Source organism: Robiginitalea sediminis (assembly GCF_002198115.1).
In the GTDB taxonomy this organism is placed as follows: domain Bacteria; phylum Bacteroidota; class Bacteroidia; order Flavobacteriales; family Flavobacteriaceae; genus Robiginitalea; species Robiginitalea sediminis.
Genome location: NZ_NGNR01000003.1, coordinates 35,376 through 60,168, shown reverse-complemented (window position 1 = coordinate 60,168; position 24,793 = coordinate 35,376). Strand labels below are relative to the sequence as shown.

At 57.1% G+C, this 24,793-nt stretch carries 23 protein-coding genes and 1 tRNA gene; 12 read left to right on the top strand and 12 right to left on the bottom strand.

All coding sequences use genetic code 11. The annotated features are described in order from the left end of the window. The first annotated feature begins 37 nt into the window (after positions 1-37). Both CA832_RS10025 and CA832_RS10020 read left to right on the top strand, forming a co-directional pair. On the top strand, positions 38-1,315 hold the full coding sequence (locus tag CA832_RS10025) for a UDP-N-acetylmuramoyl-tripeptide--D-alanyl-D-alanine ligase (RefSeq protein ID WP_088341489.1): 1,278 nt from the start codon (positions 38-40) through the stop codon (positions 1,313-1,315). Positions 1,316-1,420: 105 nt separating this feature from the next. Further along, the gene (locus tag CA832_RS10020) at positions 1,421-1,945 is read left to right on the top strand and encodes a hypothetical protein (RefSeq protein WP_143542369.1); all 525 of its coding nucleotides are present in this window, start codon (positions 1,421-1,423) and stop codon (positions 1,943-1,945) included. Between the two features lie 333 nt (positions 1,946-2,278). Here CA832_RS10020 and CA832_RS10015 read toward each other — a convergent pair. After that, positions 2,279-2,353: transfer RNA gene (locus CA832_RS10015), tRNA-Val, on the bottom strand. Positions 2,354-2,524: 171 nt separating this feature from the next. Here CA832_RS10015 and CA832_RS10010 point away from each other — a divergent pair. The 5 genes from CA832_RS10010 to CA832_RS09990 all read left to right on the top strand — a co-directional run bounded on the left by CA832_RS10010 (position 2,525) and on the right by CA832_RS09990 (position 8,340). Then, positions 2,525-2,986 (top strand): Hsp20/alpha crystallin family protein, encoded by a 462-nt coding sequence (locus CA832_RS10010; protein WP_088341487.1) that lies wholly within the window; start codon positions 2,525-2,527, stop codon positions 2,984-2,986. 188 nt (positions 2,987-3,174) lie between these two features. Continuing rightward, the gene (locus tag CA832_RS10005; protein WP_088341486.1) at positions 3,175-6,021 is read left to right on the top strand and encodes a PAS domain S-box protein; all 2,847 of its coding nucleotides are present in this window, start codon (positions 3,175-3,177) and stop codon (positions 6,019-6,021) included. Then, positions 5,999-7,069 (top strand): response regulator, encoded by a 1,071-nt coding sequence (locus CA832_RS10000; protein ID WP_088341485.1) that lies wholly within the window; start codon positions 5,999-6,001, stop codon positions 7,067-7,069. The genes CA832_RS10005 and CA832_RS10000 overlap by 23 nt, the downstream gene beginning before the upstream one ends. Positions 7,070-7,146: 77 nt before the next feature. Next, the gene (locus tag CA832_RS09995; protein WP_088341484.1) at positions 7,147-7,917 is read left to right on the top strand and encodes a sigma-70 RNA polymerase sigma factor region 4 domain-containing protein; all 771 of its coding nucleotides are present in this window, start codon (positions 7,147-7,149) and stop codon (positions 7,915-7,917) included. A gap of 12 nt (positions 7,918-7,929) precedes the next feature. Beyond that, the gene (locus CA832_RS09990; RefSeq protein WP_088341483.1) at positions 7,930-8,340 is read left to right on the top strand and encodes a hypothetical protein; all 411 of its coding nucleotides are present in this window, start codon (positions 7,930-7,932) and stop codon (positions 8,338-8,340) included. A gap of 6 nt (positions 8,341-8,346) precedes the next feature. On the opposite strand, the gene CA832_RS09985 is transcribed toward CA832_RS09990, so the two are convergent. Then, entirely contained in the window at positions 8,347-9,549 is a 1,203-nt protein-coding gene (locus CA832_RS09985) for an acetate/propionate family kinase (RefSeq protein ID WP_088341482.1), read from the bottom strand. A gap of 16 nt (positions 9,550-9,565) precedes the next feature. After that, positions 9,566-11,665, bottom strand: coding sequence for a phosphate acetyltransferase (pta, locus tag CA832_RS09980; protein ID WP_088341481.1), 2,100 nt, complete (start codon positions 11,663-11,665; stop codon positions 9,566-9,568). 169 nt (positions 11,666-11,834) lie between these two features. Here pta and CA832_RS09975 point away from each other — a divergent pair, with 169 nt between their 5' ends. Next, positions 11,835-12,692 (top strand): universal stress protein, encoded by an 858-nt coding sequence (locus tag CA832_RS09975; protein WP_088341480.1) that lies wholly within the window; start codon positions 11,835-11,837, stop codon positions 12,690-12,692. Between the two features lie 58 nt (positions 12,693-12,750). On the opposite strand, the gene CA832_RS09970 is transcribed toward CA832_RS09975, so the two are convergent. Beyond that, on the bottom strand, positions 12,751-13,599 hold the full coding sequence (locus CA832_RS09970; protein WP_088341479.1) for a universal stress protein: 849 nt from the start codon (positions 13,597-13,599) through the stop codon (positions 12,751-12,753). A gap of 110 nt (positions 13,600-13,709) precedes the next feature. Here CA832_RS09970 and deoC point away from each other — a divergent pair, with 110 nt between their 5' ends. The 3 genes from deoC (at position 13,710) to CA832_RS09955 (ending at position 15,675) form a co-directional block, all read left to right on the top strand. Then, complete coding sequence (gene deoC, locus CA832_RS09965) at positions 13,710-14,399, top strand: deoxyribose-phosphate aldolase (protein WP_088341478.1); 690 nt, start codon at positions 13,710-13,712, stop codon at positions 14,397-14,399. Positions 14,400-14,473: 74 nt separating this feature from the next. Further along, complete coding sequence (locus tag CA832_RS09960; RefSeq protein ID WP_088341946.1) at positions 14,474-14,926, top strand: DUF2267 domain-containing protein; 453 nt, start codon at positions 14,474-14,476, stop codon at positions 14,924-14,926. A 92-nt stretch (positions 14,927-15,018) separates the two neighbouring features. Then, positions 15,019-15,675 carry a WG repeat-containing protein gene (locus tag CA832_RS09955; protein ID WP_088341477.1) on the top strand — a complete coding sequence of 219 codons (657 nt, stop codon included), beginning with the start codon at positions 15,019-15,021 and terminating at the stop codon, positions 15,673-15,675. A gap of 52 nt (positions 15,676-15,727) precedes the next feature. Here the strand turns inward: CA832_RS09955 and CA832_RS09950 are convergent, their stop codons facing one another. The 3 genes from CA832_RS09950 to CA832_RS09940 are packed head-to-tail and all read right to left on the bottom strand — an operon-like array spanning position 15,728 to position 18,539. Further along, positions 15,728-16,756, bottom strand: coding sequence for a hypothetical protein (locus CA832_RS09950; RefSeq protein ID WP_088341476.1), 1,029 nt, complete (start codon positions 16,754-16,756; stop codon positions 15,728-15,730). Beyond that, on the bottom strand, positions 16,753-17,931 hold the full coding sequence (locus CA832_RS09945; RefSeq protein ID WP_088341475.1) for a M20 family metallopeptidase: 1,179 nt from the start codon (positions 17,929-17,931) through the stop codon (positions 16,753-16,755). Before CA832_RS09945 ends, CA832_RS09950 begins: the two co-directional genes overlap by 4 nt. Then, positions 17,928-18,539: a flavin reductase gene (locus CA832_RS09940; protein ID WP_088341474.1), complete on the bottom strand. Its 612-nt coding sequence runs from the start codon at positions 18,537-18,539 to the stop codon at positions 17,928-17,930. Before CA832_RS09940 ends, CA832_RS09945 begins: the two co-directional genes overlap by 4 nt. A 274-nt stretch (positions 18,540-18,813) precedes the next feature. Here CA832_RS09940 and CA832_RS09935 point away from each other — a divergent pair, with 274 nt between their 5' ends. Further along, positions 18,814-19,323 (top strand): nicotinate-nucleotide adenylyltransferase, encoded by a 510-nt coding sequence (locus CA832_RS09935; RefSeq protein WP_088341473.1) that lies wholly within the window; start codon positions 18,814-18,816, stop codon positions 19,321-19,323. 101 nt (positions 19,324-19,424) lie between these two features. On the opposite strand, the gene CA832_RS09930 is transcribed toward CA832_RS09935, so the two are convergent. The 5 genes from CA832_RS09930 to CA832_RS09910 form a co-directional block, all read right to left on the bottom strand. Beyond that, positions 19,425-20,978: a glycoside hydrolase family 32 protein gene (locus CA832_RS09930; protein WP_233131783.1), complete on the bottom strand. Its 1,554-nt coding sequence runs from the start codon at positions 20,976-20,978 to the stop codon at positions 19,425-19,427. Further along, on the bottom strand, positions 20,975-21,169 hold the full coding sequence (locus CA832_RS09925; protein WP_088341471.1) for a hypothetical protein: 195 nt from the start codon (positions 21,167-21,169) through the stop codon (positions 20,975-20,977). The genes CA832_RS09930 and CA832_RS09925 overlap by 4 nt, the downstream gene beginning before the upstream one ends. Before the next feature lie 151 nt (positions 21,170-21,320). Next, positions 21,321-21,764, bottom strand: coding sequence for a DoxX family membrane protein (locus CA832_RS09920; RefSeq protein WP_088341470.1), 444 nt, complete (start codon positions 21,762-21,764; stop codon positions 21,321-21,323). After that, positions 21,761-22,633 (bottom strand): IPT/TIG domain-containing protein, encoded by an 873-nt coding sequence (locus tag CA832_RS09915; RefSeq protein WP_088341469.1) that lies wholly within the window; start codon positions 22,631-22,633, stop codon positions 21,761-21,763. The genes CA832_RS09920 and CA832_RS09915 overlap by 4 nt, the downstream gene beginning before the upstream one ends. Positions 22,634-22,651: 18 nt before the next feature. Then, positions 22,652-24,757, bottom strand: a complete 2,106-nt coding sequence (locus CA832_RS09910; protein ID WP_088341468.1) for a TonB-dependent receptor plug domain-containing protein — start codon at positions 24,755-24,757, stop codon at positions 22,652-22,654. Between the last annotated feature and the right edge of the window lie 36 nt (positions 24,758-24,793).

Sequence of the window (24,793 nt, the reverse complement as noted above, 5' to 3'; positions counted from 1 at the left end):
GCCCCGACATTCGTCGGGGCTTTTTATCTTTACAGGCATGACCACCGAAGTTTTGCACCAGCGCTTCCTGGAAGGGGGGCAGGTAACCACAGACAGCAGGAATATCCCTGAGGGGAGCCTATTCTTCGCCTTAAAAGGAGAGCGGTTTAACGGGAACGAATTTGCGGAAGATGCCCTGGAAAAAGGCGCTTCCTGGGCCGTTGTGGACCAGGAGGAATTCGCAAGCCACCCGCGGGCTATCCTGGTGCCCGATGCCCTGGAAGCCCTGCAGCAGCTTGGCACCTACCACCGGGAATACTGCGGCACCCGGATCGTAGCCCTGACCGGCAGCAACGGGAAAACCACGACCAAGGAACTCATCGCAGCGGTCCTGGGCCGCAAATACGACCTGATAAACACCCGGGGCAACCTGAACAACCACATAGGCGTGCCCTTAACCCTGCTCCGCCTGAAGCCCGAAACCGAAATGGCCGTGGTGGAGATGGGGGCCAACCACCAGGGGGAAATCGACTTCCTCTGCCGCCTGGCCCTCCCGGACTTCGGGTATATTACCAACTTCGGGAAAGCCCACCTGGAAGGGTTCGGGGGGGTGCAGGGGGTCATCAAGGGTAAAAGCGAGATGTACCGACGCCTGATGGAACGGGACAAGACCCTCTTTTTAAACGCAGACGACCCCATACAGGTGGAGAAGCTGTCGGGCTATACCCGCAAGGTGGGTTTCAGTACGTCCAATCCGGCCTACTTCACCATCCGGGACCTGGGCGCCAACCCCTTTGTCTGCCTCGAACTGGATGGGGAACGCATCCATACCCAGCTCATGGGGGGCTATAATTTCACCAATTGCGCCGTGGCGGCCCTGATGGGCAAGTATTTTGGCGTACCTATTGAGGAGATCCGGGCCGCCCTGGAATCCTACGTCCCCTCCAACAACCGCTCCCAACTGGTTCAGAAAGGGGATTTGCAGATTGTACTGGACGCCTACAACGCCAACCCCAGCAGTATGGAAGCCGCACTGGACCAATTTGCCTCCCTGCAAGCCCCTAAAAAAATAGCCATCCTTGGGGATATGTTCGAACTGGGTGAAGACGCCATGGCCGAACATAGGTTTATCGGGCAGAAGGCCATTGACCTGGGCCTGGATGCCCTCTACCTGGTGGGTGCTCACTTCAGTGCCGCGGGCCTGGAAGCGACCTGTTTCCCGGAGTACAAAGGCCTGGCAGACGCCCTGAAGGCAAACCCTCCCAAAGGCCCGGCTACGATCCTGATCAAGGCCTCCAGGGGCATGGCGCTGGAGCGGATTCTGGATATCCTCTGAGCTTTAAGAAATCGGAAAATTTCGGGTAAAGCAAGGCCGATCCCTTGCAGATACGCGAGGAATTTTCCAATTTAAACCCCCGAACGAACGCATCAGGACCTTTGGTTGAATCCCCCACCCCCACTGGCCATTAACCCCGTGTGCCCCCTTTCCTTTTGGGTCGATATCGGCCCGGTATTGCTGCTGAGTACGGGGATACCCCTGTTCATGGTCCTCTTTTATTTTTACCGGATACACCCTCTTTTGGAACGCCACAGGGCACGGAAGTGGCTCCGGCTGCACCGCCCTACCATGCACCGCCTGCTGATCCTGAACTACCTGATGGGTTCCCTAGACCGGAAACTGGGGGCCTGCAGGCACTGCGATGCCGGCCGGCTGCAGTTATGGGAACACGACCGCCGGTTATTGGTGCTGCGGTGTTCCTTTTGCAAACGCAATTACACCCTTACTCACCAGTCCTTCCCGGAAGTGCGGTTCCTGCTCCGGTATATGCCCTCCCTGATGGTTGTGATGCTCCGCATCCGCAAGAATCCGGACGACGTGCTGGGCAGGCGCTTGTTGGAACAGTGTCGCCCGTTTACCACCTTCCTCCGCAGGGACCGCAACAAGCCCAAGGGTAAGAGCGGGTAATTCCGGATCCGGGGCAAGCCGCGTTGGGATGGATTACGCCTGCGGCGTGATCCAGAGTGATCAGCCACGCCTGCAAATAGGGCCGAACGACCGTGGAAGGTCCGGTGGACCCCCTATAGCTATCGGGGCGAGGAGCCAGGTGGTGCGCTGGCCTAGTTGGGATGGATTACGCCAGAGGCGTGATCCAGAGTGATCAGCCACGCCTGCAAATAGAAAACCCGATTCGCGTGCGCGAATCCTGGTTTTCGCATTCCAGGAGAAAGCTCAAACGGGTTTGGCTTTCTCCTGGAATGCGAAAACCCGCGCCTGGCGGCGCGGGTTTTCTGCTTGATGTGGGATATACTGGATTCGAACCAGTGACCTCTGCCCTGTCAAGGCAGCGCTCTAAACCAACTGAGCTAATATCCCGGTTAGGGCGGTGCAAGTTCGGAAATTTTAGGGGTATTTGGAAGCGGTGCAAAAAAAATAACCCAATCGCCCGGGGAAGTCCTTGTACTGACCTGGGTCATTTCGCAGGTGGAGGTGCCGTAGTACATTGGGTCACAAAAGAATTGGAAGTCTAACAAAAACCCAATCGCTATGACACTTGTAAAATTTAAAAGACCTTTTGGAAATCTGCTTCGGCAGGATTTCTTCGACATGGACGACTTTTTCGATTCCCGTATGTGGAAAGGCGGTATGATGGAAACCGACTTCTGGAATGGAAAAACCGTTGAGCCCGCAATGAATATCAAGGAGGCTAAGGACCACTTCGAAATTGAACTGGCCGCCCCCGGATTCGACAAAAAGGATTTCAACGTGACCATTGAGGACGGATACCTGAATATTTCAGCAGAGAAAAAGGTCGCCGAGGAGGAGGAAAAAGAAAACTACTCCCGCAGGGAATTCCGCTACAACGCCTTTGAGCGCGCTTTTGAACTTCCGGAAAACGTGAAGGAAGAAGCCATCAAAGCCCGTTACAACGACGGCATCCTTCGCTTCAAACTGCTCAAAAAAGCAGAGGTTGAAAAGAAAAAACCCAAAGTCATTGAGGTGGGTTAGAATTAAGCTGCTAGAGGGACTCCTTGTAAATCAGATTCCATTGTTCTTAAGCCCTCAATGTTAGGAGTCCCGGCCCGACCCCCTTCCAAGCCCTAACCGGCCCGGAAGGGGGTTGTTTATGATACTTGTCATACTTTCCGACGAAGGGGAAAGCTACCTTTAATAGATTAGGATAAAGCCATATACTGATGGGCACCCTTACCAAATACAGGTTCAGCAGGGAGGTAGACCACCTCTCCGGGCATGGGTTGGTCCTGTTGGACCCCAAGGGCTGCATCGTACAGATGAACGGGATAGCCGAGGAACTCTTTGGGTTCATGGCTTCCGAAATCAGAGGGCGGGACCTTTGGTCTTTTATAGCGGAAAAGCCCGGACAATCCCGGGGAGGCCTCAACGAGGCCCTCCACATCCTGCACACCAAGGAGGACGGGGATATCCCCGTAATCCTGCGTTTCAGTCCCTTATTGGAAACCCTGGAACACCAGTTGGTCTTTGTACGACCCCTAAAGGCCGTCTCGGATACCGACCTGCGACTTAAGGCGCAGCAAACCAAACTCAATGCCCTTCTGGAGGCTATCCCGGACAGTATCTTCATCCAGGACTACCAGGGCAATTTTCTGGGATATTACCCCCCGGTAAGCGGCGGCCTTTTCGAGGCCGGGCAAAAGATCCAGGGACAACATATGGGCGAACTTTTCCCCGAAGCCCTAACCGGACAGTTCCTGGAAGCCTTTGAGGGTATCCGGAAAGACAGGCGGGCCCGGCACCTGGAATTCAGCCTGAACGCCGGGGCCACCCATTACGAAGCCCGGCTGGTCCCCATGAACAACCACAAAATCTTATCTATTGTCCGGGAGGTGACCCATGCCAAGGAAGTCCAGAATATACTGAACCTGCGCAACAGGGCCCTGGAAGCCGCCGGAAACGGGTTTGTGATTTCGGATGCCCGGGCCCCGGACCAGCCTGTGAGCTATATCAACTCCGCCTTTACCGAAATTACCGGGTATGCCGCAGAGGAGGTTCTTGGCCGGAATTGCCGGTTCCTGCAGGGCTCCGACCGCAAACAACCGGGTATCGCCAAGATCCGCAAAAGCCTGGAACGAAACCAGCCCTGTAGTGAGGTCTTGCGGAATTACCGCAAGGACGGGAGCCTGTTCTGGAACGAGCTCACCCTGACCCCCATCCTGGACAATTCCGGGGAGGCCACACATTTCATCGGCGTTATCCGGGATGTCTCCGAAAGGGTAAACCAGGTGAGACGGAAAGACCGGATCCACCGGATCCTGGAGGAAATCACGGCAGATAAGACGCTGGGGGAAATTGCCCCGCTACTTTGCGACCTGCTACTGATGCCCCTGGGTCGGGGTACCGTACACATGCACTTGTTGCATACCCAAAAGAAGTTCCTGGAAACCCTGGCTACCCGGAGCGATGGCATTAAGGGCCCGAAATTGCCAGCGGAAATCCCCCTGGACCAGTGCCCTTACCCCGAAATCTGCGATACGGTGCTCAAAAACTGTGAAATCATCCGACGCATCCCGGATCGCAATACCCAACAGAACAGCTTTGGAAAACCGCAGCACCAGGAGGGCTTTCGGTCGCTCTGGACCTTCCCCATCCGCTCTTCCCATCAGGATGTCCTGGGCACCTTTACCCTATTGCTGTCTGCAGAGGGAAAGCCAAACAAAAAACAGCGGGAAAATATCCGGGAAGTGTTGCAATTGGCCCGGGTGGCCATTGAGCGTTATAAATCCAGGGAACGCCTGCAAAAAAGCCACAACAAACTAGAGGCCTATGCGCGGCTGCTGGAAGAACGGGTAGCAGACAGGACCCGCAGGCTGGAAGATACCGTAAGCCAGCTACGTCGTTCCAATACGAGTCTGGAAGAGCAGATAGAGTGGACCCGCGAGGCCGAACGCAAGGCCATGGCCAGTCATGCCCTGTTTGCGGCCATGGCCCGGAATTTCCCGAAAGGGGTCATTATGGTGTTTAACCCGGCCATGCAGCTGGTCCACCTGGAAGGGGAAGAACTCGAAACCATGGGGCTCTCCGGGTGGGCCTTCCAGGACCAAAACCCATCGGCCCTGCCCGGTTTCGGGGAAGCCCAGCTTGTATTGCTGGAGCGCCAAGTAACCGCTACCCTCCACGGGGGGCATATGAGTTTTGAGTTGGAACACCATGGGCAAACCTATAACGTGAATACTACCCCCCTGACCTTCAACGACCAGATTCAATGGGCCTTGCTTGTCTTTAGCAATACCACCGCACAGAAACAAACACAGCAGGAGCTCATGCGTGCCCTTAGAATAGAACAAGAACTCAACGACCTGAAATCGAGGTTTATTTCCATGGCCTCCCACGAGTTCCGGACCCCGCTGAGCGCTATCCTTTCCTCCGCAATCCTCATCGAAAAACAGAATGACCAGGGGAAGGAGTCCAAACGGGAACGCTACGTGAACCAAATCAAGAACAACGTCCGCAACCTGGTTGTTATCCTGGAGGATTTCCTATCGCTCAGCCGGGTGGAAGAAGGGGACATTGCATGCCAGGCCACATCCTTCGACCTGCTGGCACTGCTGCGCTCAGTCCTTGAAGAACTCGAGACCAGCCTGAAGGTAGGCCAGTACTTCGTGGAACATTTTTCACATGGGGACCACCAGGTGGTCCTCGACCCGAAACTCACCCGCCATATCCTGATCAATCTGCTTTCCAATGCGATCAAATACTCCCCGGAAAACGCCCCCATCCACATAGATCTGGACACGGACGACCACGGGGTAGGACTCACCATCCGCGACCGGGGGATGGGTATCCCCGAGGAGGAACAGGACCAGCTCTTCAACCGGTTTTTCAGGGCCAGGAATGCCATGAACATCCCCGGGACGGGCCTCGGCCTGCATATCGTAAAGAAATACACCGAGCTTATGTGCGGCGACATCACCTTTGAAAGTACCCCCGGCAGGGGTAGTTCCTTCCGGATCCGCCTGCCGCGGAAATTTAAATCTGTACCCGATGAAACGCATCCTGATCATTGAAGACCACGAAGATGTCCGCGAAAACACAGCGGACCTGCTCCAGCTGGCAGGCTATGCCACCCAAACCAGCCCGGACGGACGCTCCGGCCTGGACCGGGCCCGCCAATTCCGGCCGGACCTGGTCCTGTGTGATATTATGATGCCCGGGATGGACGGGTATGAAGTCCTGGAGCGCATGCAGAAAGACCCGGCAACGGCCCGGATCCCCTTTATATTCCTCACCGCCAAAACCGAAAAGGCCGATGTGCGCAAGGGGATGAACCTGGGGGCAGACGACTACCTCACCAAACCCTTCGACGAGGAGGACTTACTGAGCGCCGTGCGGTCCCGGCTGGAAAAACACGCCTTCCTGCAGCGGGAATTCACACGCGACGTGGAAGGGGTTCAGGCCTTTATGCAGGAAGCCTCGGCCTACCTGGACCTGGACCACATAGAGCGGGATTATTTCGCCCGGACCTACCAGGCCCAGGATTACCTCTTTAGGGAGGGGGATGCCGCCCACAACCTGCATTATGTAACATCCGGGCGGCTTAAATGCTACAAGACCGCCGAATCCGGGAAAGAACTGGTAAGCGGTATTTACGGAGGCGGGCAGTTTTTGGGGCAGCTTTCCCTGCTTAACCCCTCGGGCACCTATCTGGAATCTGCCTGGGTTATGGAACCGGCAGAGGTCTACTCAATACCAAAAGCAGATTTCATTCATTTGCTGGAGCACCGCCCGGAGGTTGCCCACCGCTTTATGGACCTGATCTCCGGAGACCTGATTGCCCTCAAGGAACAGCTCATCCAAATGGCCTACTGGCCGGTTAAGAACCGGGTGGCCCGGGCCCTGCTGCGGCTGAAAGAGAGCGGGGTGGCTGCACGCCCCACCAGGGACGGGATCGACATTGCCCGGGAAGACCTGGCTGGCATGGTGGGCACCGCTACCGAGACCGCCATCCGCGCCCTCTCCGAACTGCGGACCGAAGGCATTATCCGGATGGGCCGGGCGAGGGAAATCATCATTACGGACCCCACCCGCCTCAGCCGGATTGCGGAATCCTGCTGATTGCAAGTGACAAAGATCATTTTATATCCCTGGAGATTTCCAGACCTTACCTATGGTAATCCCAAAATAAGGGTGTTATGAAAACAACGGTACGCTACGACAAACGCCAGGCCGAATTCAACCAATTCGTGGCCACATGTTACCCCATCCTGGTAGAACTGCGGGAAAAGGACGACCGCAAAACCTTCAATGAGATCCTGCTCAAGGTGCTGCCGGAGGTAAAACGCTACATTACGCGGGGCCTTCGCCTGGCCCTGGCTAAAGGGGTTATATCGCACAATAAATACGACACCTACGATTTCTTCGACCAACTGATCATTGATGTCTTCGACCACCTGGAAGAGGTGCCTTCCGCAGGGCAATTCCACGCCTGGCTCTTCAAAAGGGCCGAAAAACTCCTGGAGGATATGGAGGTGGAAGAGGTCTTTGACGCCGTCTTTTACGACAACCTGGACGACTACTCCAAAGCCGAACTCGCCGAGCTGGATGAATCCTTCAGTACAGACGGCGATGGGGACCTGGTCCTGATGGGGGAAATGGACGACATTTCCTATAAAGATCACCACCACCTGCTTCGCAACATCTTCCTGGACGACGCCCATGAGGACCTGATGGCCCTCACAGAAGCGGAAAACACCCATGCCGCAGCCCAGGAACACTTGGAGAACCTACTATTCCGAATGCCCCCCCAAATGCGTTCTGTATTCGAACTGGCGCATGAGCAGGGCTTTGGCACGGCGGAAATTGCCGCCATCAAAATGCAATCCGAACACGAGGTGGAAAAACTTCTGGAGCGCACCCGCGAAATCCTGCACCTGTCCCTCAGGCGCTGGCTGGACGAACCTTAAAACCCCGAGAGCATGACCGCGACTAAAAAACTGATTGCCCGCACGGACTACCTCCTGGCTTCCGGCCTGGAAGACCTCCACCGCCAAAGCGTGGAATGGCTGGAGACCGTGGCGTTCTGGAAAGATGAAACCCGGTTTTTTGAACATATCCTGACCCAACGCAGGAAGGAAGTGTCAGAGCAACTAGCATACACGGAACTCCTGGGCAACCTGGACCGCCTCCACCAGATGTTGTACGAGTACCTCTGGGATGAAATCCGGGAACACGAACGCTTCCTAAGTCGCATTCAGAAAGGGGAAACCCGGGCAGCCGATGCCGAATTCCGGGAAGCGCACAGGAGGCTGACCGGAAAAATGGAGGTGTTCGGATCCGATTTCCGGGAATTCAAAAAAATGGTCTTTGGCTATGCCCGAAAGTGGTAAGCCTGCTCAGGCGGTTTCCTTCCCCTGCAACAAGCTGTAGGTCTGCCGCGCAATCTCCAGTTCCTCATTGGTAGGTACAATCCAAATGGAAACCCGGGAATCCGCAGCGTGTATCGCTTGCTTGCCAGAGCCAGGTGCCCGGTTGCGTTCCACATCCAGGGAAACCCCCAGAAAGGACAACCCCCGGCAGACGCGCTCCCGCATTTCTGCTGAGTGCTCCCCTATCCCCGCCGTAAAGGCCAGGGCGTCCAGGCCATCCATAGCAGCGGCATAGGCGCCAATGTATTTGCGGATGCGGTAAGCAGCCATCTCCAGGGCCAAGTCGCAGTCCGGATTCCCTTTGGCGGCGCCCTTTTCGATATCCCTCAAATCGCTGTAGCCCGTAAGCCCCTTCATCCCGCTCTCGGAATTGAGCAGCCGGCGGATGCGGGCCATATCGTACCCGAGGCCTTCCGCCAGGTACAGCACCACCCCGTGGTCGATATCCCCGCTTCTCGAGCCCATAATAAGGCCGTTGGAAGGGGTAAACCCGAGGCTGTGGTCCACGCTCCTGCCTCCCTTAATGGCCGTGGCGCTGCAACCATTGCCCAGGTGCAGGCATACGAGTTTCCCGCCTTCCGGGAGCTCAGGGGCCATTTCCCCGGCTACATACTGGTGGGAGGTGCCATGGAAACCAAATACCTGGATCTCGTGCTCCTCGAAGAGGTACTGCGGCAGGGCATAACGACGGGCATGGGGCGGGATGCTCCTGTGGAAGGCGGTATCGAAAACCGCAATCTGCAGGGCCTTCGGAAACTGGGCAGAAGCCTTGCGGATGCCTTCCAGGTTGGGCGGGTTGTGGAGGGGTGCCAGCCGGGACAGTCCTTCTATGGCTTCTGTTACCTCCTGGTCGATTACCGTAGTGCTGTTGTACCGGGTGCCCCCGTGGACCACGCGGTGCCCGACAGCTGCCACTTCGGAGGCATCGGCCAGAAACCGGTTATCCGCGTCCGTGAGCACCCCGGTGATTGCTGCGAGGGCAGCCCCATGGTCCAGGGCCTCCAGGACGCTCTTTGCTTTACGGCCTCCGGCTTCCCAGTGCAGGATGGCATCCACGGACCCGATACGCTCCACCTGACCTCTGCAGATAACCGCTTCGGAGGGCATTTGCAGGAGCTGGAACTTCAGGGAGGAACTCCCGGAATTCAGGATAAGGATTTTCTGTTCCATGGGCAGGTGCTTTGATTTAACGGTTATCGCCCTGGGCCTGGATGGCCGTAATGACCACCGTATTAAACACGTCGTCTTCCGTACACCCGCGGCTCAGGTCGTTTACGGGTTTGTTGAGTCCCTGCAGCATAGGTCCTATTGCCAGGGCACCGGTTTCCCGTTGTACGGCCTTGTAGGTATTGTTGCCCGTATTCAGGTCCGGGAACACAAAGACGGTTGCCCGCCCTGCCACCTCGGAGTTAGGGAGCTTGCTGCGCCCGACTTCCGGACTTACGGCGGCATCGTACTGGATGGGGCCTTCGATCTTCAGGTCGGGGCGCTCCCGGCGCACGATATCCGTAGCCGTACGCACCCGTTCCACATCGGCTCCCTGCCCGGAACTTCCGGAAGAATAGGAGAGCATGGCCACCCGGGGTTCGATGCCAAAGGCACTGGAGGTATCGGCAGAGGAGATGGCAATGGCCGCCAGTTCTTCGGCCGTCGGGTTGGGGTTGATGGCACAATCTCCAAAAACCACCACCCGGTCCGGGAGGCACATAAAGAAGACGGAGGAGACCAGGGAAACCCCGGGTTTAGTCTTCACGAACTGCAGGGCAGGCCGGATGGTATGCTGGGTGGTATGCACGGCCCCGGAGACCATCCCGTCCGCATCTCCCTTATAAACCATCATGGTGCCGAAATAGGAGACATCGGCCATCAGGTCCATGGCCATGGTAAGATCTACATTTTTGTGCTTTCTGAGCTCGTAGAGGGTTTGGGCGTACTCCTCAAACTGCGGGGCGTGGCGGGGGTCCAGGATCTGGATGGAATCGGGATCCAGGTCCAGCTTCATAGACCGGATCTGCTCGCGGATCTGGGCCGGGTCGCCCAGGAGGGTAAGCCGGGCCGCCCCATGGTGGATCAGGTCCCGGCTGGCCCTTAGGATACGGGGGTCGGTCCCTTCCGGCAGGACGATGTGCTTCAGATCGGACTGGGCCGTTTTCAGCAAATTGTACTGGAACATCCGGGGGGTGATCCCCTCGGCCTGGAAGGTCACCAGGCGCTGTGCCAGTTCCTCTTCCGGAACATAGGTGGCAAAATCCTTGAGAGACTGCTCAATGCGGCGGGTATTTCCGGGGTAAATACGCGGGTGGATGGACCCCACCTGGTTGGCCACGGCAAAGGTCCCCCCGGATGCCGAGACAATCGGCACCACTTCGGACAAGCCCTCGATGAGTTTGATGATGGAATCCTCCGGCAGCAGCCCCCCGGTCAGGACAATACCCGATATGTGCGGGTAATTGGCGGATTGGTGGGCCTGCAGCGCCCCCAGGATCAGGTCTGCCCGGTCTCCCGGGGTGATGACCAGGGTATGGTCGCGCAGGTGGGTCAGGTAATTGCGCAATTGCATGGCCCCTACCCCGTAATGGGCCACCTGCCGCTCCATGCCTTCCGCTCCGAAGAGGACCTTCCCTTCCACGGCCTCCACGATTTCCCGCATACTGGGGTTACCCAGGGCAGGGTTCATAGGGATGGCCGCGGTCAGCACACCTTCCGGGAGGTGTTTGGCCATGCTCTCCAGGACCAGGCCCTGGTTCTCGGGCTGTATCTTATTGGCCACCGCCATAAGGACTTCGACCCCTTTGTCCTTGAATGAGTCGCAGGCCAGGGCAAAGGAATTGGTGAATTCCTCCAGGTTTTTACCCACCCCGCTGGAGATGATAATGGTGGGGATCCCGAGGTTTTTGGCGATCAGCACATTAAAATCCCATTCGATGATCACCCCCTCGCCGGTAAAATCGGTTCCCTCCACCAACACGAAATCGAAACGCGATTCGATGCGTTTGTATTTCTCGATAATGGCGTCTACCACCTCATCCTCCTCGTTGCGGCTGCTTTTGAGGACCACCTGGCTGCGGGTACAGGCAAAGGCCTCCTCATAGGCCATAGGGATTTTGAAATGGTGGAGGATGGTCTCTATGTGGTTGTCCTTCTGCCCTTCCGGATAATCGTCAATAATCGGCCTGAAATACCCCACCCGGGCCATCCGGCCCAGAAGGAGGCGCATCAGCCCCAGGGAGACTATAGATTTGCCGCTGAAGGGCTCTATGGTAGCAATGTAAATGGCTTTGTTCATGGCAGCGGGAACAAACGGTTTTTCCGGGCACAAAGGTAGGGCATAACGCAAGGGAATAAAAGCCCGGGGGCTTCTTTGTTTCTGCGGACTACAAAGGCTTTGGCCTGATGCAGATCATTTACTCCCCCTGGCCCGGATTGTACCTTTAACACCCTAAACACCCGTAGTCATGAAATCCATCTTATACGCCACCGATTATTCCAAAGCTTCTGTTTCGGCCCTGCATTGTGCCCAGTCCCTGAGCGAAATGCTCGGTATGCGACTGGTGCTGACCCATGTCTTTGACGTCCCCAGCATCCTGGGAACCGAGTTGCAGGCGCCTTACCCGCAGTTGCATGCCGATGCCCTGATCTCAGAGCGCAAGCGACTGGAACAGTTCTACGAAGAAAACCGCAAGGAGGGTGTCAGCCCCCCCAGGTTGCATTTCGAACCCGTCGAAAACATGTCGGTGTTGTCCGGTATTATTTCCAAGGCATCCGAATGGCATGCCCGCATTATTGCCGTGGGCATGAAGGGGGAAACCCGATTGATGGAGGCCATTATGGGCGGCACAACCACGAAACTCATCGACAAAGCTCCCTGCCCGGTTCTGGCTATCCCGTCGGATTACCGGTTCGAGAAACCGGGTCGCATGGTCTATGCCACCGATTTTGAGGTGGAAGACCTCCGCGCCCTCGAAAAAGTAGTCGCCCTGGCAAGAGCCCTGGGCTCCGAAGTCCGTGTCGTACATGTCACCTCCGATATGGACGCAGGGGCTTCCCAGATGGCATGGTTCCGCTCCATGCTGCAGGAACGTACCGATTACGATAACCTGTATTTTGAATTACTGGAATCCGACAACGTGGCCCACACTCTGCAGGACTACTCCGAACACCTGCACGCCGGGCTCATCGGGATGCTGGAACGCGAACACAAAGGCGGGGTAAAACGCTGGTTCCGCAAGGACCTGGTCAAACAAATGGCCTCTGAAAGCCATATCCCCCTGCTGAGCTTCAACGAACAAAACCTGCAGACGCTTTTCTTCTGAAAACGACTGCAGGTCCTGCAGGAATCAAATCCCCTTCAGGGTGGTGCCGTGGAAAGGCCTATCCGGCTGAATGGTCGGGCATCACCAGGAAGGGGGTTTGTACATGGAACCCGACCTGGTCTATTTTCTGCCGGTGCAACACGCGTTCCAGGAAGGAGTGCCTACGGTTCATCATCACCAGCAGGTCAATGGGGTGGGTCCGGACATATTCCAGGATGGCTTCCGGGATATTCGCCGCTTCCCTTGACACAGTGCTATAGGGCAATTCTTCCAGACAGCGCTCCAGGTGTGCTTTATTGTCTTTCTGCGTATCGGTCAGCCCCCCGGGCTCGTCTATGTGAAGCAGCAGCAGGCGCGAATCCTGCAGGCGTGCCAACCGCAGCAGGGGTTTGAGGTCCTCCCGCCTGTACCGGCTCAGGTAATCGCTGGGAAACAAGATATTCCGCAGGGGGTGGAACCGGGCCTTCTCCGGGACTACCAGTACCGGGATTTCTGCCTTCCTGAGGACAAAGACCGTATTGGACCCCAAAAAGAACTGTTTGGCACCACTTGCGCCGCGGGTGCCCATAACGATAAGATCCAGGTTTTTTTGCCGGGTGAGTTCCCGGACTTCGTCCGTTAGGGTGTTGAATTCCGACAGCAATTCAAACCGGTGCCTGGGGTTGGGGAATTCCCGCCGGGCATCTTCCAGGACTTTTTCAAGCCCGGCCACGGAAAGGTCTACCCCCGCGTCCGGGATAGCACTCATTTCGGGCCCGCCCATAGCGTAATCCATGCGGTAGATGGCCGGGGAATACACATGGAGCAGGTAAAAGGTGCAGGTCTCTTCCTTGAGCAGGTGCAGGGCATAGGTTAGGGCATGCCAGGCATTATCCGAAAAATCCGTGGGAACCAGTATGTTTTTCATCGCCTTAGGTTTAGGTGCTTCAAGGTAAGACCTCCTTACGCGGTTTCCCATGACTTCCGTCAGCCCGGGTGCACAGGGTGGGATACAGACGGATTCCCTACCTTTAGGGGATGGAATTACCCACTGACCCCGGGGCACTTGCCCCCTATTTTGACCACACCCTGTTAAAGCCGGCAGCAACTGAAGCCGAGATCGAAACCCTGTGCAGGGAAGCCCTGGATTACAATTTTGGGGCGGTATGCGTTCATGGAAGCCGCGTAGAAGTTGCCGCCTCCTTCCTGGAGGGGGCCGGGCAACACCTGGCTGCCGTGGTTGGGTTCCCCCTTGGGGCCACATGCCCCGACGTAAAAGCCTATGAAGCCAGGGCCTGTCTGGCTGCGGGGGCTTCGGAGCTGGATGTGGTGGTCAACCTCGGGTGGGTTAAAGACGGGCAATGGGGACGCATTGGGGCAGAACTCGACCTGCTCCGGGAGGCAGCCGACGGCTCCTGCCTGAAACTGATCCTGGAAACCTGCTACCTGACCCGGGAGGAAAAAATCCGCCTCTGCCAGATGGCTCAAGGCTCCGGATGGGACTACGTGAAGACCTCCACGGGCTTTGGCAGTGGAGGGGCCACCCTGGCCGATGTAACGCTCATGCGTGAAACCGTGGGAGGCCACCTGGGCGTGAAAGCCTCAGGGGGGATCCGCTCCCTGGATGATGCCCTGGCATTTATTGGGGCCGGAGCTACCCGGATCGGGGCCTCGGCAGGGGTAAGCATCCTGCAGGAAGCCCGGCAGCGTATGGGGCAGGGCAGGTAAGCGGCATGACCCAAGTCATTTCAGGGTTGGCAGGAAAACTGGACCTTTCCGGCATAACCTTTAATACCCGAGTCATGGCCTTACATTTTGAACAATACGCAGCCGAAGGCAATACCTTTGTAAAGGATTACGCGAAGCATATGGGCTTCGGGAAGGATACGGATAAGGCAGGAAGAATCCTGTCTGCCATCCTGCACGCCCTCCGGGATGTAATCCCGGTAAATGAATCCCTTCAACTCATTGCCCAGTTTCCCATGTTCCTGAAAGCCGTTTATGTCAATGGCTGGTCTACCCGGAGAAAACCCGACGACATCCGCCGGATGGAAGATTTTATTGAACGGGTACGCCACCATTGCGGGGTCTCGGCCCCCGGCGACCTTGGGGAGGATGACGACCTGGTGGAGCGCTATATCGAACTTACCTTCCTCTACCTGCGCAAGTATGTCTCCCTGGGCGAACTGGAAGATGTACGGGATACCCTGCCAAAGGACCTCAAGTTCATGATCTATTCGAAAATCATGTTCTGATGGGCCGTTCAAGGCTGCAACAGTGACGAATATCATTTCGGGTTGCCCCGTAAATGACGACCTTGAACATCCGATTCTAAACCCTTCCGATCATGAAACGAACCCTCATTTTAGCCGCAGCACTCCTGGCCCTGCCCCTGGCAGCTGCCGGGCAATCCGTAAAGGAGATCAACAAACCTGTATTGGAAAATATCGACCAGGTTACCCCCTTCCATGAAGGCATGGCCGCCGTACGACAGGGGAACCGCTGGGGATTTATTAACGAACAGGGGGTGCTGGCCATTCCCTTCCGCAACGACCTGGTCTGGAATGAAAGCCCAAACCCGGGGGCGCAGGGCGTTACCTCTATTGAGTATCCCCGGTTCCGGGACGGCAGATGCCCCGTTAAGGTGGTGAAGGAAGACGGGATCCCGTTTTACGGCTATATCGATAAAACGGGAAAGATGGCCATTGAAGCCGAATACCTCAACCTGACCGAATTCAACGGGGGTATGGCCGTTGGGATTTATTTCAGGAAAACCTTCCGCGGGAAGAACAATTTCCAGCTCAACATCTACGATTACTCCTTCACGGAAGTCATCCTCAACCCCCGGGGAGACATGATCTGGCCGCTGAGCGAACGCACCAATATTATGATGGATGCCCGCCGGTACGAAAGGCCTGAGCTGCAAACCCGTATCCTGCAGCCCAACCTGGTAGCCGTTAAAACCGGGTCCCGCCAATGGGAAATCCGGAAACTGGATTTATAGAGACATGCGGCTCCATCACACCAAACACCCGGAAGCGTTTCCGGGTGTTTTTTTATGGGGTCAGGGCTAACCCGGTTGTCCTTTCCAGCAGGGCACAAAGGGCGGGTATATTGGAGGGATCAAGAAGGTTGAGGGTGCGTACCTGGCAGAGTTTTTCGACCAGGGCAGTACCTGCAAGGGTGTTGGAGGCCACTCCGGTTACCAGGTCCGGCCGCAGCCCGAAAGCCTGGATAACCCCCAGGACGGCATAGGGGTCGGAGGCACTCAGGATGGCGCATTTCACATGGTCTCGCAGAGCCTCATAGGCCAGGGAACCGTTATAGGGTTCCAGGGGCGATGCCCCGATTTCCACCACGGCCACATCTGCCGGGACCGCGGCCATCCGGCTGAGCAGTTGGACGAGCTTTTCCCTGTAAACCGCTTCCGGGCAAATGGAAGAAGGGAGTCCAACATCCACGAAATCGAATATGGCCCGGGCCCCGACATCCTTCATTGCCAGGATATCTTTGTACCTCCCGGCACCGGTTACCTTGGCAGCCACCACCCGGTAACCCGCCTGGGTAAAAAGGTGGGTTACAATCCGGGCCGATGTGGTCTTACCCGCAGACATGGAAGTCCCGTAGAACAGTACGACCGGGGTAGTAAAGGTGCGGGGCTGCACCGGCAAAACAAAATCGTCCATGGTCAGTTTGCGACCATTGCGCACCGGGTGGCCCCGGTAGACCCCCTGCATCATGGCAGGGAGGAAGACAGACTTTGAAGTGAGCTTCCCCAGCAGTCCCGCACCGGTGAGTACGTGCATCCGGCCGTCGGCCGCTATGCCCTCCCAGCTTCCGGTAGCCTCCAGGGTGGCAAACCGCTCGCCCAGGACACCTATGAGGTGTTCCCCACCTATGATGCCGCGCATCCGGCCGCTGGTAAGTTCCAGTTGCAGCTCGGTTCCGCCCGCCTCCTGGATTTCGCATACCACATAGTCGCCCCGGCCCCAATCCTCACGGGGGAGTTGGCGCACCTCAAAGGGCGAGGTTTGCAAGTCGGAAATCCGGGTAAGGGAGGTATAGATGTAGGAAGGGGTTTTCATGGGGCATGGTGGTTTTGGGGTTCCAGCAGCAACAGCATGGTGAGCAGGGCCGTCCGGACCGCCAGATCCGGGATCCGGATATGCTCGTGCAGGGCATGGGCTCCGTCTCCCGGGGTCCCCAGGCCGTCGAGGGTAGCGGTAAACTGGCTGGCCGTATTGGCATCGGACCCCCCTCCTGCAGCAGCCTGCTGCAGTTCCAGGCCCAGTTGCCCGCCGATTTCCCGGGCGCTCAGCCAAAGCCTCTGATTCCGCGGGGTGGCCTCCATGGGAGGACGGCCAAACCCGCCTTCAATCTCCAGGCGCAAGGCCGGGGCGGAGGGCCTGAGGCTCCGGATCGCAGTCTCCACTGCCCTGGCCTCCACTACAGTGGGGGCCCGGACATCCACAACTACCCGGCTTACAGGAGCTACTGTATTCGGGGATACCCCCCCTTCTATTAGGCCCACGTTTACCGTGGTCCCGCTTTGGAAATCATTCAGAGCATAGAGCTGTTGCACCAGCCCCGCCATTTCCACGATAGCATTGACCCCTTTATCCGGGTCCAGGCCCGCATGCGCCGCCCGGCCATAAACGGTAAGGGTAAACCGGGCCAGCCCCTTGCGTTGGGTTTTCAGGCGGCCTTCCGGCCCCAAAGGGGGTTCCATCACATAGGCTCGGGAAGCCAGGCGGCTAAGCCTACGGATGGCAGGGGTAGACTCCCGGCTTCCGATTTCCTCATCGGAGTTTACCAGCACCAAAGGGACAACCGCGATGGGCGCCTTGAGATCCCTGAGGCAGCGAAGGGAAAAAATCACCTGGGTAATGCCGGCCTTCATATCGTAGATCCCAGGTCCGACAAGGGTTTCCCCTTGCATCCCAATCGGCATTTCCCGCAGGGTGTCCAGGGGCCATACGGTGTCGCAGTGGCCCAGCAGCAACTGGACCGGGGCGTGCAGGCGCCTGGCCGGGTAGCGGGCATAAAGGTACCCGCCGGTTGTTCTTCCCGGGTTCCGGATAGTATAACAACCCAGTTCCCTGAAGTGACCTTCCAGCCATTCCAGGATGTGGTGCTGGGAGGGCCTGTGGGAGGAAGGGGACTCCATGCGTGCCAGCTCCGTGAGAAATGCAAGCATCTCCCCTTCCCGACTGCGTAGCCAACCGGAAACCATTTCGGCTATGGTAGAAGTCCTGTTCATCTCTTAAAGTTTTTGGGAAAGGGGAAGGCATAGGTGTCCCCGACTATGGCGAACCGGCCTTCGGCCACATAGGCCAGCAAGGGGTGCTCCCGAAGCATGGCCTGCTCATCGGCTTCGGAGATCCGAAGGTATTCGTTTCGCACATAGGCCTTGCGGATAGTACCCGTAATGAGGCTGTTGCGGCCAAACCCGTCGATGGTTTTAAAATGGTCGCATTCCAGAAGCAGGTAAGAATCCTGAAGGAAAGGGGCATCTGTCTGAGGGGCAGTCACGGTGGGCAACCAATCCAGGACCTGCTCCGATTTGGGAATCTCCCCCGAACGCCGGGTTGCGCTCAGGGATGTGATAAGGGTCTGCTCCGGGAGGGGGAAGCTTACAGTAAACACCCCATGTTGCCGGATATTGTGGTAGGTGCTGTGGTCCGGGGTACACACAAAGCCGATATAATTTCCAAAGCCCATGGGGGTAACCATGTGCTTGGGTGCCAGGTCATAGCCCTCCCCTTCCCGGGTCCCGATGACTACCAGGGGGGCTACCATATAAAAGCGCGACCAGACCGGGAGGCGGGTATCGAGCGTTTCAAAACCGGCAAGCGGGAAATCTTCCATTGTTCACGAGGGTTTCCCCAGAAGGTACAACCCAGAAGTCAGGCGCTCAATGACCTGTATCAGGGCATTAGCGGTCCCCAGGCCAACCCTTAAAGCCAATGTGCTGATACCCTTGCCCTTATAGGATTTCAATGCCCTTTTGCAATCGGGATGGCCCCTCCCGGCCGGAAAGCGGGGTACTGATTCAGGTCATTGTACCACCAGGGGGTTACTCTTACCTTTTGTCATGCCCTTGAGAAGATTACGGGCACCAATAACCCTAAAAAATCACATCATGAAAAGGTTCATTTTAGGTCTCATGTGTATCGGGTTGACCAGCCCGGCCCTGGCCCAGATTGTAAAAACGGAAGAATTATCCGAAGTAACCGTTTACGCTACCAATTACAAGTACCTCAACAGCGTGGCTTCTGATGAGCCCGCTGCCGTACCAGTCGAAATGCTGGAACGCAAAGTTGCTGCGTTCGACCTGGAGAACTCCGAATACTATGTAGACGAGTATGATTACTACCAAATTCGCTTCTACATTCCGGAAGGTAAAATCCTGGCCGCCTACGATAAAGACGGTCGTATTATCCGAACCATCGAGCGCTTTAGCGACATTGCCCTTCCGAATTCCGTGAAGGCAGCCGTCCTGGACCGATTCCCGGGGTGGGAGATTACCAAAGACCTCTACCGCGTGAATTACCACGAAGACAAAGGCGCTGTTAAAACCTACAAACTGACGCTCGAAAACGGGGATAAAAAAATCCGCGTGAAAGTAGACGACAAAGGTAACTTCCTGTAAAAAGGGTAGCTCAAAGGGCCACTCCCATCGCAAGGACCTGACTTCGGAAGGTCCCGGGGGGTATCACAAAAGGCCCCGGCCGCAAGCGGCCGGGGCCTTTTCTATGGAGCCTCTTCCCAGGAAGTGGACAGGGCGTGCACCTGACCCTCCGAAAGCACGAGCTCCCCGTCCTCCGCCCAGAACTCCAGGGTATCGAAAGGTTCTTCGGGGAAGAAGATATCCGTGAAATTAAGACGCCCGCCATTTGCAAAAATCTCAATGGAGGAAACGTCCAGAAAGACCCTCAGGTCCACACTACCCCCTTCCAGGTGCAGGGGCGCCCGGTGCGGGCCTTCGAAAAAGGCATCGGAAAAGCCCTTGGGACCACTTTCGGTCCGGTCTACGACCAGGGTATTGGTCCGAGGATCCATCCTGATCTCCAGGCGGTTCCCTTTTGTGTTTTTGAGGGTAAAACCAAAGGCCTTAGCCGTGGTGGCTTCCAGGTCTACCCGGAATTCGAGTTCGCAACGGGATGGGCGGAAATCCCCCTGAATGCTTTGAAACCCGCTTATGCGGCCGGGAAGGGCAAAACCGGAACGCCTGAGGCCGGTAACCGAAGGTACAGGTTGGGCTGCAAGTACATAGGAGCTGTCTTCCTGTACCAGTTCCAGGACGCGCGGCAGGGTCATGGCTGAACGCCATTTTTCCGTAGGGACCTGCTGGGCGTACTGCCAGTTGGACATCCACCCGATGCCCAACCTGCGACCCCATCCTACCGGGGCATTGTCCCAGGTCACAAAGGCGTAATTGTCCGCCCCGTAGTCCAGCCATTGCTGCTCCTGCGGGTCGGCCGTAAAGCGGGTGCCATCGAAATCCCCGATAAAGTAGGAGGTACCCGTTCCCCCATTGGGCCCTTGCTGCTGGATACTGACGAGCAAAACCCATTTTTCCTCCTGCTGGCCGGGGATACGCATAGGAAAAAGGTCCGGGCACTCCCACAGGCGGGTATCCCCGGGAATGCCGAATTCGGAGAGGTATGCCCAATCTTTGAGGTTATCCGAACCGTAGAACCGTACCCGGTCGTAGACGGCCAGGGCCATGATCCATTTCTCGCTTTGCCCGTGCCAGACGATTTTGGGATCCCGGAAATCTCGGATTCCGGTATCGTTTCGCAATACCGGGTTGCCGCTATACTTGGTCCAGGTGCGTCCATTGTCCAGGCTGTAGGCCAGGCTTTGGTTCTGGAAATCGCTACGCCCGGCCCGCTCCCCTTCCGGGTCGTGGTGGGTAAAGGCTGCCACCACGGGCGGGGTATCTTCCTGCCCGAAGCCCGAGGTGTTGTCGTAATCCACCACGGCGCTGCCCGAAAATATGTACCCCAGGGAATCCGGGTAGAGGGATACCGGGAGATGCTCCCACCGGATCAGGTCCGAGGAAACGGCATGCCCCCAGTGCATGGGCCCCCAAACGGTGCTGTCCGGGTAGTACTGGTAGTGCAGGTGGTATTCCCCGTCCTGGTAATACATCCCGTTCGGGTCGTTCATCCAGTGGGCCGGGGGGGTGAAATGATACCGGGGGCGGTGGGGTTCCTCCAATGGCCCGGGAGATTCTCCGGTTTCCCCGCAGGAGGATAGCAGGCTAATGCCCGCAAGGGTCCATAAAACAACTTTTTTCATTGGGCTTCTAATTGTGAGAGATGCTGGTCAATTGCCCCGAGCAGGCGTTCGGTTCGCCCGAGGATATTCTCCCAGGCAGGCATTATCCCAATCACCACCAATACGATTTCGCCCATGGCGTAAATCAGGTAGCGGCTTATCCGGTTTCCGGAAAGCAGGCGCCTGCGGATGGAACGGAAAATTCGAAGCATGGCTGGGTCGATTCTGCCTAAATGTACAGCATTTTTACAGTGTATGTCGCAAGGGACCCTGCTTCGAATCGGAAAAATCAAAAAGGGCGGGCGGTCATTTCTATTGTGACCGCCCGCCCGCATAGCTCCAATTGGGGAAGGATCGCACGGATCAGGGCCGCTGCCAGAGCAGGGGCCTGAGGACCTTCCATTCCTTCAGGACCAGGATCATATTGATCAGCAACAACCCCCCGGTCTGCAGGAGCTCCCCCTTGGCCTCCGGTTCCAGGAATACGTGGAAGAGGAAGATATGCAGGGTAATAGGGAGCAGTAGTACCGCCCCCGCAAAGGCCGGGTATTGCAACACCAGGAGGATGCCGAACATCAGTTCGCAAACCCCCAGGACCTGCCAGAAGTAGCCGGTTTGCTTGGCCCCGCTGATGTAGAGGATTTTCTGGAGCGTACTTTCCTGGCCTGGAGCTGTAAACCGGGCCGCCTTCTCCACCACCTCTACCGGTTGTGGCATGGGCTGGCCGAATTTGTCGAGGCCGCCGTAAATCATCATCCCACCCAATACCAGACGCAGGACGATAAAGAGCAATCGGGCCACGCTCATTGGGCCAGGGTCATTTCCCCCTGGTTGGGGTTATAGACATAACGGAAGGTATACACCCGCGACTCATCCGTAAACGGGTCGGGCTGGGCCGGAGCGTCCCGGTAGTAGCTGAGGATTTCCACCTTGGCATACCGGCCGTCGTGGGTGCGGAATACCAGGATCTTACCCGGGATGGGGTTGATGGTAAAGGTGGCCGGGTTGTAATTGTACCAGCCGTTGCCGCTCCCGGTGGGGATGGCATAGGCGCCCGGGGCATCCTGCGCAAATGTCAGGCCCTCAGCCGAGGTGATTTCGGCAAAGGTCCCGTCCTGGATGGCTGCCCCGCCATTGCCGTTTCGCTCGGGTTCGTCTGCCGTACCGGTAGGGGCGCCACCGTTAACCGCCAGGGTGGTCCCCCTGAAGGCAATATCCCATTCCGTTTCACTCTCGGTTACCTGCCCTGTGGCAAAACTGAATTTGGTGAACGGGCCACCCTCAGGTTCTCCCTGGCTCCCGGTCTGAGGGGCTTCCAGGTTGGAAAAGGTCTCGGCCACCAGTTGGGAGAGCACCGTAAAGCCCCCGGAGGAGGTCCGGGTGACCCCGTTTGCCGTTACCCGGATTTCCCCGGAAGCGGCACCCGCGGGAACCGATACCACGATCCGGGTTTCCGAAACGGAAACCACGGGGGCCGCTACCCCGCCAATGGTCACGCTTACTTCGGATGGGTCGGAAGGGAAACCGCTACCGGTTAACGTTACCTCCGTACCCGGGGCTCCGGTTTCCGGGCTATAGGCTAACAGGGCAAATTCCGGCGCATCTGCATCGTCGCTGCAGGAGGCCAGGGTCAGCAGGGAAAGGAATAAGAAAAAGAGAGTTCTTGGGGTTTTCATAGTTGCTTGTTTTAAGAATTATAGTTGAATAGATAGTCTCGTAAAAAGCTGGATGCCCGGGTTGAGGAAAACTTCCGTGTCCTGCGCCGCCAGGGGGTTGGTGCCGCGGAAATCCAGGAGGTTATTGGCCCCCACCTGCCATTGGTACCTTTTCAGGAAGGTCTTGCCCAGTGCCAGGTTGACCAGGGCATAGCCGCGGACAAAGCTGCCATCTGTGATATCGAGCAGGTCATTTCCGTTGAGGTCTGCCAACCCGAACCGGCTTCGGTAGGTCACCCGTAGGTTGGCAAAGGCGTCCCACCGGGGAACTTCCCCGAAGGCCCTGAAATTAAGGGTGTGGCGGGAGCGGTTTTCCAGGCCGAAATAGTCCCCTTCCTCCAGGCGAACAGCCTCGAGGGTCCCGGGGTCCCGGGCAAAGACGCGGCCCTGTTCCACGGCATCCCTTTTGTCCTTGTCGAAGGCCAACAGGTACTGGTAACCGGCGTTTAACCGGAGCCCGGGCCATGGGCGGAGCTGCAGGTCCACCTCGGCCCCCTGGGTATAGACCCGGTCCCGATTGAGATAGCCAAAGACGTTCTGGCCGTTGGTCTTGGAGGCCAGGATCCGCGTGTCGATCAGGTTGCGGAAATCGTTGCGGAACAGGTTTACCTCCCCGGTAAGGATCCCTTTCCGGTATCGGAACCCCGCATTGTAGCCCACCGAGCGTTCGGCCTGGAGCGGAATCCCCAGTTCGGAGCGGGCTACCGCCAGGCTGGCCAGTTCGCCCCGGTCCTCGAGGCGCTGGATGCCGCGCACCTCGGCCTCCTTCCCCAAGACCGAATACCCACCCCCGGAAGCGTTGGTAAAATCCAGAAACAGCTGGCGAAAATCCGGGGCTTTAAAACCACTGCCAACAGAGGCCTTCAGAGCCAGGTGATCGGTGATATCATACCGGGCAGAAAACTTGGGGCTCAGCTGGGAGGCGTACACGCTGTGGTGGTCGAAGCGGGCTCCGGCAATGAGATTCAGCCGGGGTACCGGCCTGAAGTCGAGCTGTGAAAAAAGGTATTGGGAGTTAAAGGATACCTGCCCGTCGAACAGGCTGCGGTCCAGGCGCTCAAAGGCATATCCCGCCCCGGCAATGAGTTGGAACGGGCCTTTAAAATCGTAGGTAAACCGGATTTCCGGGCGCAACAGGCGTTGGTCGAAGTCGTTGTCCAGGCGCTGGGTTTCGTCTATGGGGTCCACCGTTTCTTCGGTGGTGGTATACCGGGTATAATAGAGCTCATACTGCCATTCGGACCGCTCCCCAACATGATGAGTAGCGCGGAGCAGGCTATTGAAATCCGTTTCTTCGCTGGTACCGGGGTCCACGTCGAACTCCTGGGCAAAGTACCGGGTGGAAACCAAAAGGTCCAGGGTTTTCCCGATCTCCGACCTGACCCTCCCGCCCAGGGTATAATTATAGAAGGGATTAACCGTCTGCTGCTGGTCTGCGGGGGCTAGGTCGTAGCCGTCGGTACTGAGGCGGTCCGCAAAGAAGGAGACCCCGGTTTTTCCGTATTTCCGCCCCAGGTTAACGCTGGTATTCTGGTTGTTGAAGGTAGCTGCACGATGGGAAATGCTACCCCGTATGCGCTCCAAATCGGGCTCCTCAGTAATAATATTGATGACCCCGCCGAGGGCCTCGGATCCGAATAAACTGGAAGAAGGTCCCTTAACCACCTCAATCTGCGCCACGTTGCCCAGGGCGAAACGGCTTAAATCCAGGTTCCCGGAACTTCGGCCCACCGCAGGGACCCCGTCTATGAGGATCAGGACGTAATCGGAGGCGACCCCCTGGATCTGCACCCCCTCCCCCCCGCCAATAGTGGCGTCCGGAGTCATGACAATACCGGTTTGTTCGGCCATGATTTCGTTGAGGCGGGTGACCCCCGTGCGTTCGATCTGCGCCTTGGGGATAAGGGTAACGGGCAGTGGCAGGGAGGACAGTTGCCGGTAGGTGCGCGTCGCGCTGATAACCACCTCTTCCAGGTCCTGCGTTGGGAAGGAGTCCGATACCTGCCGGGGTAGCTCCTGACCCGAAAGGGGCAACAGGAATAAGCCGGCAAAAAATAAGGCGATTTTATTTTTATTTAGACTCATTCTAATTAGTTTTGTGCAAATATATATTCTTTTTAT